Below are 14634 nucleotides of genomic sequence, written 5' to 3' on the forward strand. Positions count from 1 at the left end.
CTTACAATAAACGACTCCTTGCTTTTGTTGTTAAAAAATAGACAAGTTGGTCACGGAGAGGTGTAACTCAAGGAACTAAACTAGACAAGTTTTTTTAATAAAAATGAATTTGGAATATAAAAAAAGCGTTTCAAACAAATTTGTTTGAAACGCCTTAGACATTAAAAATTAATTTAAAATAATCGTTGATAAAGTTCTGTAATCGGATTTTCGTTATTAGTTGCATCTAAAATTAAATTAGCGTGTTTTTTTACTTCAGGAATACCGTTTTGTACACTGACGCCTAAACCAGCTGCTTTAATCATACTAAGGTCATTACTGTTATCACCAATTGCGATCACTTCTTCAGGTTTAATTTGTAATTTTGCAGCCAGTTCTAAAGCTGCGCGACCTTTGTCAATGCCGGCAGGATTAAATTCAACATAGCGATTTGATGAAAAAGTAACCGTTAATGGTGTTTCAACTTTTGCTAGAGCGCGTGTTTTGAAGTCCGCTAACTGCGTCTGGTCTGTGTTTTCCATAATGATCTTAACAATCGGTGTTTCTTTGAACTGATTTAAGTTTGGCTCATCAAAATCATGATATTGGACTTGACGTGTCTTTAAGTAATTCAGTTCATCTGCTGATGGTTTATAAATGTAAACATCATTTAGTGTATAAACATGGATACCTAAGTTTGGTTGTTGCAGCGCAAGCAGATAGAGTTGATTAGCAATTGACCAATCTAAGTAATGATTAACCAAGACTTGGTTCTGGTAATTATTGACGATAACACCACCATTATAAGAAATAACATATTGGCCATCTTGGTTAACGGTACCTATTTTTTGTAATAAGTTTTGCATTGAAGCAAAACCGCGCCCACTATTGGGAACAAATTTTACTCCTTGGGCTGTTAATTTTTGGATGCTTTGAAGGTCCTGTTGCGAGACACTACCATCATCACGTAATAATGTTTCATCTAGATCACTAACAATTAATTTATACATAGCATATGCTCCAATTTAATTTATTAATTACAACGATAATGCATTAGTCGTGAAGGTTTGAGTTTGGGTGTTAAAGAGCCAATTAATTAGTTGCTGACCAACAATAGGGGTTCTTTCAATAATGAATTGGGCAATAACTGAATTGGTGTATTGTTCACTAAACCAGTTTGGTTGAATAACTAGAAGAATTGTCAACGCTAAAAAAATAATGAAGTAGGTGACAATTACAGCAATCAACGCACCGCCTAAACCATTAGCCTGTTTGATGACAGGCAGCCAAGTAATGGCTTGAGACAGACGAGCAATCCAACCAATAATAATTCGGCCAGTAATAATGATCATTGCAAAAGCAATAGTTTGCGCAATGAAATGGGCGAAGGGATCGGTTGGATCTCCTTGCTTAGAGACTGTTAACAACCAATCACCTAAACTTGAGTCATAATAAAGGCCCAACAAGAAAACAAAGAAGGTACCAATCGTAAATAGAATTTCTTTGACGAGTCCGCGTTGATAGCCTCTAACGAGGGCCAGTAATAATAGAATTGCAATAATAATTGAAAGTATCATTGTTTACTCACTATCCTTATTTTATACCCTTTAGTTTAACAGTGATTACTTTTTTTGTAATCAAGCCAGAGACTTATTTTTAGTAGCATGCCGCATAAAATTGAATTTTTCAAAAATGAAGTAACGAACTTATTTAAGCACGAGATAATTTTATCTCGTGCTTTTTTAAAACGGTTGGTGATTTAGTTAGTTTATGGTATTTTAAAAAGATTATTAGGGTAATTTTTGTAGGTAAAAGTTGTGAAGTAGGGGGAGGTTCATATTATGGAACAAACATCAAGTTATCAAAATTGGCAACGCCGTATCGGCTTATTGTTATCTAGTCAAACCGTGTCAATGTTTGGCTCAATGGTTAGTGGCTTTGCGGTAGTTTGGTACATTACATTGCGGACGGGATCAGGACTATGGGTAACGTATGCAACTTTAGCCAATACGATCCCTTCTGTCATTATTTCACTTTGGGCAGGTGTTTGGGCAGATCGCTACAACCGGAAATATTTGGCGATGTTAGCAGATTTTGGTATTGCTCTAGTGACATTATTAATGGCAATCTTGTTTGCCATGGGTATTCGTGACTTGTGGTTATTGTTGCTTTTGTTAGCGGCCAGGTCCGCAGGTAATGGGATTCAATCGCCGTCGGTCAATGCTTTGATTGCTGATATTGTTCCTGAGGGTCACCTTAGTCGCATTAACGGAATTTATAATACTCTGAGTTCTTTTTCGCAATTAATGGCACCAGCCATGGGCGGCGTGATCTTAGCAAATTTTGATTTACGGTTTGCTTTTGGGTTGGATGTTGTCACGGCTATTATTGGAATTTCAATGATGAGTTTAATTAAATTGCAGCAGCGAAAAGATACGCGCGTTCAAGCGAGTGTTTTAACGGAAATGTTGGCTGGTTTACATTATATTAAGATGAAACCCATGATTTTAGGATTAATGGTGGCGTATTTTATCTTTTTCATCTTATTAGCGCCAGCAAGTGTGCTTTCGCCAGTTTTTGTGGAACGTGCCTATGGGAATAATGTGATGTTTTTAACCTGGTCGGAAGTTGCTTGGTCATTAGGTACGGTAATAGGTGGCGTTTTAGTAGCTTTGAAGAAAGTTATTAAGGATAAAATTGGTGCGATTGCTTTTGTGATGATTATTTGCGGTATTGTCTTTGGTTTAATTGGTTTTGCACCAACAATTTGGTGGTATTGTGTGATTATGGCCTTAGGTGGATTGGCCTTTCCATTGTTACCAACTGCGGATACTACACTGATCCAGGAAAATGTTGAAAATAATTATATGGGACGCGTATTTTCCGTATTTGGGATTTTTGTTGGTGCAACCACGCCAATTGGTACACTCTTTTTTGGTCCGTTAGCAGATGCTATTAATATAAAATGGATCTTTTTAGGAACGGGAATCTTAAATATCATCGTTGGTGTTATCTTTTTAACGGCGATGTCGAAGTATCGCCACCAAGAGTTACAAAAGTATCAGCAATAGTCTTTTTAGTGCGCATTAAAAAAATAATCATTTTCGAGTGCTTCACATATGTAAAACATACACAGATGCGTTATACTGTTTTTTGTAGGAGGTTGCATGTGATGAAAATAGATGTCAAAGCCTATTTAAAAGTGAATGGGTTGACAATTTATGAAGTTGCAAAGCGCAGCGGTTATGGCTATACCACATTACACAAATCATTTAATAAATCGCAAAGTAGTGCGACACCAATTAATATTCGTGATTTGGATGCCTTAGCACAAGCACAGCATCAAGCAATGTGGGAAGTGCTGAAAGAACTGGAAACCCATTACATGGATTAATCTCTTGACTAAAATTTAAGGCGTTATTAAGTATACGGGGGGTATTCTTATGGCTAATTCATTTTATTCAAATTCAAATGATCCATTCGATCGCGATATGGATGATATTTTTAATCAACTGATGGGAAGACTAAATGGTCTTAATTCGGAGTCTCATTATTTAGTTAATGGTCGTGAAATGACACCGGAAGAATTTGCACAATATCGTGCTACTGGTCAATTACCAGCAAGCAAACAGAATCAAGTTCCTATTACAACAACACAACAACATAAACAAAAGAAAGATGGAATTCTCGATAAACTCGGTCGTAATCTAACCGAAGAAGCTCACGAAGGTCAATTAGATCCCGTTATTGGTCGGAATAAAGAAATTCAAGAAACAGCTGAGATTTTAAGTCGTCGTACTAAGAATAATCCAATTTTAGTCGGTGATGCTGGTGTAGGTAAAACGGCTGTTGTTGAAGGCTTAGCACAAGCGATTGTGAGTGGTGATGTACCTGCTGCTATTAAAGACAAGGAAATTATTTCAATTGATATTTCCGGTCTTGAAGCAGGTACTCAATATCGAGGCTCATTTGAAGAAAATATCCAAAATCTTATTAAAGAAGTTAAAGAACAAGGCAATATTATCTTATTCTTTGACGAAATTCATCAAATTTTAGGTGCAGGATCTGCTGGTGATGGTGAAGGCAGTAAAGGTTTGGCCGATATTATTAAACCAGCATTAAGCCGTGGTGAGTTAACGGTTATTGGTGCAACGACGCAGGATGAATATCGTAACACGATTATGAAGAATGCAGCTTTAGCTCGTCGTTTCAATGATGTGACAGTTAATGCGCCAAGTCCTGAAGATACGTTAGCGATCTTAAAGGGAATTCGAAGTTTGTATGAAAAACATCATCATGTTGAATTACCAGATGATGTTTTAAAGGCTTGCGTTGATTATTCAATTCAATATATTCCACAACGTTCATTACCTGATAAGGCAATTGACTTGTTGGATATGACAGCTGCTCATTTGGCAGCTAAGCATCCAGTTACAGATAAAGTTCAATTAGAAAAACAATTGCAAGAACAAGAAGCTAAGAAGCAAAAAGCTGCAGATAATGAAGATTTTGAAGCAGCTGCCAATGCTAAAGAAGAAATTGAAAAAATTCAAAAGAAATTAGCCGATGAAGATAGCACAGAAGAGGTTGTTGCTAAACCTAATGATGTTGCTGCAGCAGTTGAAAGATTAACTGGAATTCCAGTTTCTAAAATGGGTGCAAGTGATATCGAACGTTTAAAGAGTATTAACGAACGTTTGAAAGGTAAAGTTATTGGCCAAGATGAAGCCGTCGATATGGTTGCTAAAGCAATTCGTCGTAATCGAGCTGGATTTGACGAAGGCAACCGACCAATTGGTAGTTTCCTCTTCGTTGGACCAACTGGTGTAGGTAAAACAGAATTGGCTAAGCAATTAGCATTAGATATGTTTGGTAGTAAAGATGCGATTACCCGTTTGGATATGAGCGAATATTCTGACCAAACTGCGGTTTCTAAGTTGATTGGGACAACAGCGGGTTATGTTGGTTATGACGATAATGCTAATACCTTAACCGAAAAAGTTCGGCGTAATCCTTACTCAATCGTTTTATTAGACGAAATTGAAAAAGCTAATCCACAAGTTTTAACATTGTTATTACAAGTTATGGACGATGGTCGTTTGACTGATGGTCAAGGTAACGTCGTTGACTTCAAGAATACCATTATCATTGCTACTTCTAATGCAGGGTTCGGCAATGAGAGTTTAACTGCTGATAAAACGAAAGATGAAGATTTGATGACTCGTTTGGCACCATTCTTCCGTCCAGAATTCTTGAACAGATTTAACGGTATTGTTGAATTCAGTCACCTGAACAAGGAAGATTTACACCAAATTGTTGATTTAATGATTAGTGATGTTAATAAAACTTTAGCTAAGAAAGATATTACGTTAACAGTTAGTGAAGCTGCCAAAGATTGGTTAGTCGAAAAAGGTTACGATGAAGCTATGGGAGCTCGGCCATTACGGCGAGTAATTGAACAACAAATTCGTGATAAGGTGACAGACTTCTATCTCGATCATTTAGACGCTAAAGGATTACAAGCAGACGTTGAAGATGATACGATTGTAATTACGGCTAAGTCAGAAACTGAAGCTAAGTAAAAATAATTTGCTAAAGAGATTTGTTGTTTAAACTATCAAACCATTTAAAAAAGCTACGAACAATATTATTGTTCGTAGCTTTTTTAGCAATCGTTAAGTCTTTTCTAAAAATAACGTAGGTAATCGCTAAGATAATTTTTATATTGGGTAATTTATTTTAGTTACTATTTAGAAAAATAAATAATAAAGACCGCTCAAACCAATAAATCCGTAAATAAAGGGTTTAAGTGTTGTTAGATCCCAGCGAGTAGATAACCTCGTAGCAATAATAGTACCAACAGCTGCCGCAATCATTCCCACAATAATATAAGGGATGTCGGGTGCCGTTAAAATTCCTCCGGCAATACGAATGCCAGTGATATAAAAAGCATCAATTAAGAAAAATCCCTGAATATTGCCAATATAATCCGGCATTGAACTTGATAATGATAAGAAGTATAACGCCATTAATGGACCACCAATACCAAATAAGCCATTGAAAAATCCAGAAATAATCATGAAGCACCCTGCAATATACCAAGGATATTTAGCACTACCTGCGCTTTTAGAAAGAATAAAATAAAGACTAAGTGAAACTAATAGTCCGCCTAACATAAGTCGCAAAACGTGTGTATCTAGTACACTGCTTAAATGTACTGACCAAGTTGCAACTGATGCATAAATGATAAAAGGAATTAAAACGCGCTTCCATTTAAATTCATGACGATAACGAATTGTAAGGGCTAAAACACTGCTTAACATAATAATGCCACCAATTCCGGCCGCTTTGTCCATGGGAAGAATTGAAGGGAAGAAGATCATCATAATAATGACAGCACCAAATCCGGTTAGTCCTTGAACCAATCCGGCAATTAATGCTGGGAAAATAATTAAGAGCCAAATCATCAAGCTTTACCTCCTTTCTGTTTATTAAATGTTCTCTATCTAGTCTGAACATTTAACGGAATCGTGTCAATGGTTATTCCAGAATAGCGAGTCAGTCCTGGTAAGTACTAAAATTCTTGTTATAACGTGGCTATTGTTAGCCTTAAAAAAGTTTGATGATTCAGGAGATTAAAATGTCAGAAAAATTGATTCAACACTTATCATCCGCCAGTTGGCCTCATTATCAGGAAAGTTCCAATTCTGCGGCATGGGGTATTTTTGAACAACAGCGCTTAGTAGCAGTTATTGAAACATTACCTGACGAAATTAAAAATTGTGACATTTCAAGCCGATGCTGAAAGTGATGCTCAAGCATTCATTGAGTTAGCAAAAGAGCAAGCGCAACTAGAAAATCGTCAATTTATTACCATTGCAGCAACAACTTAGCTGAAGTTATTTTTGAAAAATGGATTTAGTCAAGATGCCGGAACATTAACCTGGTTACGATCAAAACCAGAACCAATCAAGACACTAGAGATTCGTCCGGAACTGGAAACGGATTTTAATGATGTTGAAACGATGATTAATCAAGCTTTTTGGAATAAATTTCAACCAAGTAGTATCGAAGCTTATTTATTGCAACAATTAAGAAAGAGCGCTATCTATTTGCCAGAACTTAGCCGCATTACTATTGTGAACGGTGAAGTTGGTGGCGGGATTTTTTATTCTAAGGCTGAGATCCAAACTAAAAATCAAAAAGTGTCAATTTTAACTTTTGGGCCTTTAGGTGTTGCGCCAAGGTGGCAAGGGACTGGGATTGGGATTGGGACGCAACTATTAAAAACAACGTTGGCACTAGCTAAACAGGCTGATTATCAAGGTGTAGTGATTACCGGCGTGCCTAATTATTATCGACAACATGGTTTTCAACCGACAGTTAATTTTGGAATTACCCTTCCAGATGGAACAACGCCAGATTTTTTAATGGGTTATGAATTGCAGCAAGGTGGTTTAAGGACAATTCCGGGAATTTACCAAGAAAATGAGTTTTTCGAAAAGTTATCACTAACTAAAAATGATCATTATAACGAGCGTTTTAACCAGCGACCAGCACAATGGTTTCCTCAACAACTATAAAAAGCCTAAGGTACAACAAAATAAGTTGTATCTTAGGCTTTTTTTACTGTTAATTGATCACTGCTTAAAGCAACCAATCTTCAGGATGATCCAATGAAGATTGAAGGCGTTGAAAGAAATGACTAACATGATACGCATCAGCAACGGCGTGATGAATAGTAAAGGATAGCGGCATGATTCTTTTTCCTGCTTGAACGACATATTTGCCAGCTTCAATAACCGGTAAATAATTAGGGAGGCCATTAAAAGTTAAAGGCGTATAACTATTAAAGTGTAGCCAGGGATTCATATTAATCATATAGGCATTTTCAGGTTGGTCAGCCTTAATCATAGCACCATGTTGAGCTTGGTATTGCTTAAGATCGGTTAAATAATTTTCGTGAAAGTTTGATAGATTAGCATCGTAAGTAGTCCACATACCAGAAATAGTCTGGTTATCTTCATGAAAAATTAAATAGGACGGTGTTAGGTTGGTGTAATGACCTAACTGTCCATCGCGTTGAGCAATCATGAATTCAGGCTGTTCACTAATTAAATGAGTAATCAAATATAAGTAAACTGCAAAAAAATGATAGTGATGTTGCTTAGCGGCCAAATAAGTAGCCGTAATATTCACGTCCATGTTAATGGTAAAGCCAGTCGGCATCATTTTAGTAAAGTAATAAAAATAGTCACGTCTAGACCAAGTTTGTAAATCAATTGGGGTAAATTCTAATGTCGTTAGTTATTTTCTCGTAATGGTTTATTATAACCGCGTTCTCCAAAGGGCTGTAATTTTGTTAACCATTCTTTCTTTAAATTTTTTAATTCTAGCCGAAGATTTTCTACATCGTCTGTTTTTTCTTGCCATAAAACTTCTAAATTAAAAGCGGTTTCGCCGTATTGATCCCAAGCATGTTGTAAATCGGAGTCTCGGTAAGCATGATTGTTTAAATTCATTTTGTAATAGTCCCAGCGATTTTTAGTATTGGGAACAGCCTCGATATAGATTTTGTGATTGATTTGATTGGTTAATTGAATAACGCCATAATAGGTTGATTGTAATTTGTAGGATTGAATAATTGCTTTTCGATCTTCTTTTTTCATTTTTTTCTCCATATTAAAAAGTTCGCCAGTAGCGGCGGTTGTCGGTGGAACTGGTAATAATTCGGCATCTTGATCCGAGCCAAAAACGGCCTGATATTGAGCAAGATATAATTGGGCTTGCTTGGCTTTTTCTCTAAACGTAAATTTTTGGTGGCGAATTGTTGAAGGACTAACTTGTAATTGTTTGGCGATATTACTATCTTTAATCGGTTGCTTGAAAACAGTCAGTAACTGTTGTTGATTTTGAGTGAGGGTATTATATTTTTCTGGTACGGATAACAATGCTGACAAGGCACCATTATGTTGCTCAGCTAGATGGTTATTAATTTGCTCCTGCTTAAAAAAAGTCGCAGAACAATAATTGCAACTGTAAATCTTGCGGATTTGACGGTAGCCTTGAACTAGTTCATCAATAGTAAAATCTGTTGGATTCATTTACTCACCTCAATTCAAATTATTATGTATTGTTTATTAATAATGTCAACATTTATCCAAAAATATATTTATCCAAAAGATTAACTAAATTTCGTTAAGGCATTTAATTGGGGTAACACTATTTTGTAAAATAAGTTACAATTAGGGCGTACAGGTCAAAATAAAACGTTAATAATAAATGAGACCTTGTTAAAATAAATTTAATCTGCTTGGAGGCATTAATTAATGACACAATTAGTTAATAATGATTTTGCTGATGTGATGTTAAATCGTCACTCTGTTCGTAAATTTGATCCTAGCGTTAAAATTTCTCGGGATGAGCTACAAGAAATAATTGCTCAGGCAACCACAGCACCTTCAGCTTGTAATTTACAGTCATGGCATTTTGTTGTAATTGATACACCTGAAGCTAAAGCACAATTAAAAAAAGCAGCACTGAAATTCAATTATCCACAAATTGATACAAGCTCTGCTATTATTTTTGTGGCCGGTGATACACAATCACATAAAGTTTATCGCGACGTTTGGACGAAAGTTTATGAGGCAGGTAAAATTGATAAAGCTAAACTTGATTCAATTTTTAATACCTTCTTGCCAATGTATGAAAATGCAACACCAGAATTTTTGAAACTTGATGCTACTATTGACAGCTCAATGGTAGCCATGCAGTTACTATTAGCTGTTCGTGCTCATGGCTATGAAGCTAATGCTTGGTCAGGCTATGATTTCAAAACGATTATTCCTACGCTTGGTTTAGATGAGCAGCGGTTTGTACCAATTATGGCAATTTCAATTGGTAAACCAGCAACAGATGAAAAAATTTTAAAGACTGATCGTTATGATGCTAAAACATTGACGGAGTTTTTATAATATAACAAAGCACCATTAAAATAAGCCACCAAATTCGAATTACACGTTCGAGTTTGGTGGCTTATTTTAATGGTAAGGATCGAGAAAACTGTCATAAACGTCGTTATAACGGATTAAAAATTTTAAACGTGTGCGAGACGTAACCAAGCTAAGAGCAAAATGGCAACCGGAATTAAGATTGAGCTAGTTCCCAAATAAGGAATCACAACGGCAACAATTACAGCACCAATGGTAAATGAAATAAAGATGAGTAAGGTTGTAATCAGGCGATGCTTGGCAGCTACTTCACGATAAGCTAGTGTATCCCATGAGGTTTCCGCTAAAGTACGCAAATTACCGGTCATCATTAATGGTGTAAAGGGAACGCCATCTAGTTGGTGAAATGCTTGTAATTCTGCGGCAGCGGCAATTGATAAAATAATAGTTGCAGTAAAATTTGAAATATGAGTTCCTAAAAGAGCCACTAAAATTAATAGCAAGGCTTGGTATAGCAGAATAGCTTGGCGACCTTTTGTTCCATGGGTCTTAAAAAGGTGATTCCGCTGAAAGATACGAACTAGCAGTGTACCGGCAAAAAAGGCCAGTAATGAAATTGCATAACGCCAACATAAGTTGAGTTGTCGTTCACCTAAGCGAATTCCTAGCAGAATTAAATTACCTGTTTGCATACCAGCAAAGACTTTTCCATGTAGCAAGTATGAGTAAGCATCCATACCACCAGCCGTCATGGTTAGTAATGCGCCAAACAGTGGTTGTTCATATGCCGGAATTTTTTTTTTCATGAGACAATATACTCCAATTATTTTTAATGAAAGATCAATTTCTATCGTATCATGAATTTAGCAATTTTTAATAAATTATTGAGAGTTTTTATTTCCGCGAAATGTATCCGGTTGCCTAGAAAAATAGCGGTATCATAGGCTGCGCCTTAATTGCTTTTTAACAAGATCTTCAGTATTATGATAATTGTTATAAGAAATATAGACAATCAAACAATAACTTTTTAATTATAAGTTAGCGTTGATCAAGGAGCTGCTATTATGTCGAAAATACTTGCTATTAACGCCGGAAGTTCATCATTAAAATGGCGTCTAATTGAAATGCCAACTGAAAAAGTTATTGCCAAAGGTTCTGCTGAACGAATTGGACAAAAACTTGGCAAAATTAAAGTCGTTGCCAATGGCGAAAAAACTGAACGCGAATCACCGGTGCCAACACATCATGATGCTGTTGAAATGCTACTTAAAATGTTAACTGAAAGTAAGATCATTAACGATTTCTCAGAAATTACTGGTGTGGGTCATCGGGTGGTTGCTGGTGGTGAGATTTTCCATCAGTCAACGTTAATCGATGAAAGGGTATTAACTCAAATCGAATCTTTAGCCGAATATGCACCGTTGCATAATCCAGCTGAAGCTGAGGGTATTCGTGCTTTCATGGCCGCTTTACCTGGCGTTCCAGAAGTAGCCGTTTTTGACACCTCTTTCCACCAAACGTTACCTGCAGTTAACTACCTATATAGTATTCCGTATGATTACTACAAACAATTTGGCGCTCGTAAATACGGTGCCCATGGGACTAGTTATCGATATGTTTCTCAACGAGCTGCAGAATTAGTTGACCAGCCATTGGCTGACTTAAAAATGATCGTCGCTCACTTAGGTAACGGCGTTTCACTAGACGCTATTAAAGATGGTCAATCTTACAACACGAGTATGGGTTTTACCCCACTAGCAGGTGTAACAATGGGAACTCGTTCAGGTGATATTGATGCTTCGTTAGTGGCTTTCTTAGAGGAAAAATTAGATTTATCAGTTGAACAAATGACTGATATTTTAAATACAAAATCTGGCTTACTAGGATTATCGGGTATTTCTTCCGACATGCGTGATTTGTTGGCTAAAGAGACAACTAACGAACGGGCTAAAATTGCTATGGACATTTTTATTGATCGAATTGTTCAATACATCGGTGCCTATACTGCCCAGTTGAACGGATTAGATACTTTAGTTTTCACAGCTGGTATTGGTGAGAATGAAGCACCAATTCGCAGTCGCGTTTGCCGATCTTTAGGCTATCTTGATGTCGAAATAGATGAAAATCTTAATAAGGCAGCTCGTGGAACAGAGCAATTGATTAGCACACCACAATCTAAAGTCAAAGTTTTGGTTGTTCCGACAGATGAAGAGCTGATGATTGCACGAGACGTTGTTGAATTAGGCAAAATTAAATAATATTAGCAAAAAGATCAGATAAATTTTATCTGATCTTTTTTCACGTATTAGTTCTTACAGCAGTTCAAATTATAAATTTCTACACTGTAAGCGCTTGACGAAATATTACAGGCTGGTACAATTTGACTGTTGCGTTTTAGTGATATCAGAGCTTATTAAAAAATAGGAGTGTCAAAATGACTGCAAGAATCATTGAGGGTGAGCACTACCGCTTTACGATTATTACTGATTATTTATTAAGAATTGAGTGGTCAGATAATAATCAATTTGAAACTCGACCAACTTATTTTGCTCGGAACCGTAACTTTGCTACACCAACAACGGTTCAGGTTTTTCATGGTCGACAAAATCACGAATTAGAAATCGAAACGGCCGGTTTTCATTTGTATTATGAAGGCGGAGCTTTTTCAGCAAAAACATTGTGGATTGATGCCAAGTATAAGTATGAGACACATTTCAGTCGGTGGTTATACGGCCGAGAACCAGTTGGCGGTAATTTGTTTGGAACCGCGCGAACTTTGGACGAAGCTGATGGTGAAATTCCCCTGGAAAATGGTGTTATTTCTCGTCATGGATATGCTTTAATTGATGATTCGGATAATAATGTTATTTTGTCCAACCAAGAATTAGGTCCGCAAAATCATGACCAAACTGATTTATATTATTTTGCTTACGGTCGGCGTTATCAGGCCGAAATTCGTGATTATTTCAAATTGTCAGGTGTACCGCCAATCTTGCCGCGTTATGCATTAGGAAATTGGTGGAGTCGCTTCTATCCTTATACGCAAGAGAGTTATCAGGCCCTCTTTAATCGTTTTGAAGCAGAAAAGATTCCTTTCTCAGTGGCCGTTTTAGATATGGATTGGCATAAGACAGAGGTTCCTGAAGATCAAGGCAGTGGCTGGACTGGATATACATGGAATCAGGACAAGTTTCCTGATCATCAGGAATTACTTAACTGGTTGCATCAACGTGGTCTGAAAGTTACGTTAAACGTTCATCCAGCGGCAGGTATTCGTTCGTTTGAACAAGGTTATTCTGACGTTGCTCAACATTTAGGTTTAGATGCTGATACAAAAGAGCCTGCTGTTTTTAACATTAAAAATTCCTCATTTCGTAAAAGTTATTTCGAAGATATTCATCATCCTTTAGAAACTGAAGGTGTTGATTTTTGGTGGTTAGATTGGCAGCAAGATCGCTATTTTGATACTGAAGGTTACGACGTTTTAAAGGCATTAAATCATTATCATTACTTAGATAATGAAGCTCGTCATCCCGGTGAGGGCTTAATTTTATCTCGTTATGCTGGTCCGGGTAGCCAACGTTATCCAATTGGCTTTTCTGGCGACACTTGGATTAGTTGGGAAACATTAAAGTTCCAACCATACTTTACTGCCACGGCAAGTAATATTGGTTACACTTGGTGGAGTCATGATATTGGTGGTCATATGATTGGTAGCTATGATCCAGAATTGCAGACGCGGTGGCTACAATATGGTGTTTTTAGCCCGATTAACCGACTGCATAGTTCAGACAACCCTTTTTCTGGTAAAGAACCTTGGAATTATCCAATTGAAAATCGCCAAGTAATGGATCACTTCTTGAGATTGCGCCACCAATTAATTCCGTATTTGGACAGCGAGAATATTAAGACCCATCTTGAAGGAACGCCGTTAGTCCAACCAATCTATTATTTATATCCAGAGATGGACACTTATTATTATTATCGAGATGAGTATTTCTTTGGTAGCCAATTATTAGTCTCTGCAATGGTCGAACCACTTCATCAACAGTTACAGCAAGCTAAGGCTAGAACTTGGCTTCCTGAGGGAACTTGGTATGATTTCTTCACGCATCAAGTTTATCAAGGTGAACAAGAAGTTAACTTATATCGTTCGTTAGCACAATATCCGGTGTTGGTTAAACAAGGCGGTATTTTACCACTAACACCAACTGTAATGGATAATTTACAAATTTTACCTGAGCAGTTATCCGTTCAAATTTTTGGTCAGGCGGATAATGAATATGTGATGTATGAACATGTCGGCACTGAAATTGCAAAAACAATTTTTACATTGACTGCAAATGGTGAACTAACCGTTCAAATTGATGATCCGGAACAGATTATTCCCCACCAACGTAAAATTAATCTAGCCATATTGGCTATTGCTGATCTAAAAATAATTAATCAAACTAAGCTAAATATTACGACTACACAATTAACGCCAGCACTAAGCTTAGTCGATCAAACGACTGCAGCACTGCAAATGATGAAGATCCCTTATGAATTAAAGCGTCAGATTTATAATTTTGTTAAAGCAAATGAAAGTAAACCACTTAAGATTCTTAATTTTATTAGTACGCAAAATGATGCAGCATTAGTGGATTTCTTTACAGGTTTATTAGCGCAAAAGTTTTAAGCGTTTCATTGTACTTTGTGACAGCCT

The 14634-nt window shown here is 36.7% G+C and carries 14 protein-coding genes; 8 read left to right on the top strand and 6 right to left on the bottom strand.

What is annotated here, in order from left to right; translation table 11 throughout:
- Nucleotides 1-173: 173 nt before the first annotated feature.
- Together FC84_RS05040 and FC84_RS05045 are read right to left on the bottom strand one after the other, a co-directional pair.
- Complete coding sequence (locus tag FC84_RS05040; protein ID WP_057756405.1) at nucleotides 174-989, bottom strand: Cof-type HAD-IIB family hydrolase; 816 nt, start codon at nucleotides 987-989, stop codon at nucleotides 174-176.
- A gap of 27 nt (nucleotides 990-1016) precedes the next feature.
- Entirely contained in the window at nucleotides 1017-1556 is a 540-nt protein-coding gene (locus tag FC84_RS05045) for a CvpA family protein (RefSeq protein WP_057756409.1), read from the bottom strand.
- Between the two features lie 264 nt (nucleotides 1557-1820).
- On the opposite strand from FC84_RS05045, the gene FC84_RS05050 reads away from it, so the two are divergent.
- From FC84_RS05050 to FC84_RS05060, 3 genes are all read left to right on the top strand, one after another.
- A complete protein-coding gene (locus tag FC84_RS05050; RefSeq protein ID WP_057756412.1) occupies nucleotides 1821-3050 on the top strand; it encodes an MFS transporter in 1230 nt (409 codons plus the stop codon).
- 101 nt (nucleotides 3051-3151) lie between these two features.
- Entirely contained in the window at nucleotides 3152-3373 is a 222-nt protein-coding gene (locus tag FC84_RS05055) for a hypothetical protein (RefSeq protein ID WP_057756415.1), read from the top strand.
- A gap of 49 nt (nucleotides 3374-3422) precedes the next feature.
- A complete protein-coding gene (locus tag FC84_RS05060; RefSeq protein WP_057756418.1) occupies nucleotides 3423-5561 on the top strand; it encodes an ATP-dependent Clp protease ATP-binding subunit in 2139 nt (712 codons plus the stop codon).
- Between the two features lie 168 nt (nucleotides 5562-5729).
- Here the strand turns inward: FC84_RS05060 and FC84_RS05065 are convergent, their stop codons facing one another.
- Nucleotides 5730-6446, bottom strand: coding sequence for a sulfite exporter TauE/SafE family protein (locus tag FC84_RS05065; RefSeq protein WP_057756421.1), 717 nt, complete (start codon nucleotides 6444-6446; stop codon nucleotides 5730-5732).
- 285 nt (nucleotides 6447-6731) lie between these two features.
- Between FC84_RS05065 and FC84_RS08975 the strand changes: the two genes are divergently transcribed.
- Together FC84_RS08975 and FC84_RS05070 are read left to right on the top strand one after the other, a co-directional pair.
- Nucleotides 6732-6872: a hypothetical protein gene (locus FC84_RS08975; RefSeq protein ID WP_157051855.1), complete on the top strand. Its 141-nt coding sequence runs from the start codon at nucleotides 6732-6734 to the stop codon at nucleotides 6870-6872.
- A gap of 12 nt (nucleotides 6873-6884) precedes the next feature.
- The gene (locus FC84_RS05070) at nucleotides 6885-7562 is read left to right on the top strand and encodes a GNAT family N-acetyltransferase (protein ID WP_057756424.1); all 678 of its coding nucleotides are present in this window, start codon (nucleotides 6885-6887) and stop codon (nucleotides 7560-7562) included.
- Between the two features lie 64 nt (nucleotides 7563-7626).
- Here the strand turns inward: FC84_RS05070 and FC84_RS05075 are convergent, their stop codons facing one another.
- Nucleotides 7627-8262: a chloramphenicol acetyltransferase gene (locus FC84_RS05075; RefSeq protein WP_057756427.1), complete on the bottom strand. Its 636-nt coding sequence runs from the start codon at nucleotides 8260-8262 to the stop codon at nucleotides 7627-7629.
- 20 nt (nucleotides 8263-8282) lie between these two features.
- Nucleotides 8283-9083 (bottom strand): GIY-YIG nuclease family protein, encoded by an 801-nt coding sequence (locus FC84_RS09160; RefSeq protein WP_318655622.1) that lies wholly within the window; start codon nucleotides 9081-9083, stop codon nucleotides 8283-8285.
- A gap of 225 nt (nucleotides 9084-9308) precedes the next feature.
- Here FC84_RS09160 and FC84_RS05085 point away from each other — a divergent pair, with 225 nt between their 5' ends.
- Nucleotides 9309-9953, top strand: coding sequence for a nitroreductase family protein (locus FC84_RS05085; RefSeq protein ID WP_057756430.1), 645 nt, complete (start codon nucleotides 9309-9311; stop codon nucleotides 9951-9953).
- Between the two features lie 122 nt (nucleotides 9954-10075).
- Here FC84_RS05085 and FC84_RS05090 read toward each other — a convergent pair whose 3' ends face one another.
- A complete protein-coding gene (locus FC84_RS05090) occupies nucleotides 10076-10735 on the bottom strand; it encodes a YoaK family protein (protein ID WP_057756433.1) in 660 nt (219 codons plus the stop codon).
- Nucleotides 10736-10993: 258 nt separating this feature from the next.
- Here FC84_RS05090 and FC84_RS05095 point away from each other — a divergent pair, with 258 nt between their 5' ends.
- Together FC84_RS05095 and FC84_RS05100 are read left to right on the top strand one after the other, a co-directional pair.
- Nucleotides 10994-12187 carry an acetate/propionate family kinase gene (locus FC84_RS05095; RefSeq protein WP_057756436.1) on the top strand — a complete coding sequence of 398 codons (1194 nt, stop codon included), beginning with the start codon at nucleotides 10994-10996 and terminating at the stop codon, nucleotides 12185-12187.
- Between the two features lie 176 nt (nucleotides 12188-12363).
- Complete coding sequence (locus FC84_RS05100) at nucleotides 12364-14607, top strand: glycoside hydrolase family 31 protein (protein WP_057756438.1); 2244 nt, start codon at nucleotides 12364-12366, stop codon at nucleotides 14605-14607.
- Nucleotides 14608-14634: the final 27 nt, after the last annotated feature.

Origin of the sequence: Lapidilactobacillus dextrinicus DSM 20335, assembly GCF_001436095.1 — a bacterium.
Lineage (GTDB): Bacteria > Bacillota > Bacilli > Lactobacillales > Lactobacillaceae > Lapidilactobacillus > Lapidilactobacillus dextrinicus.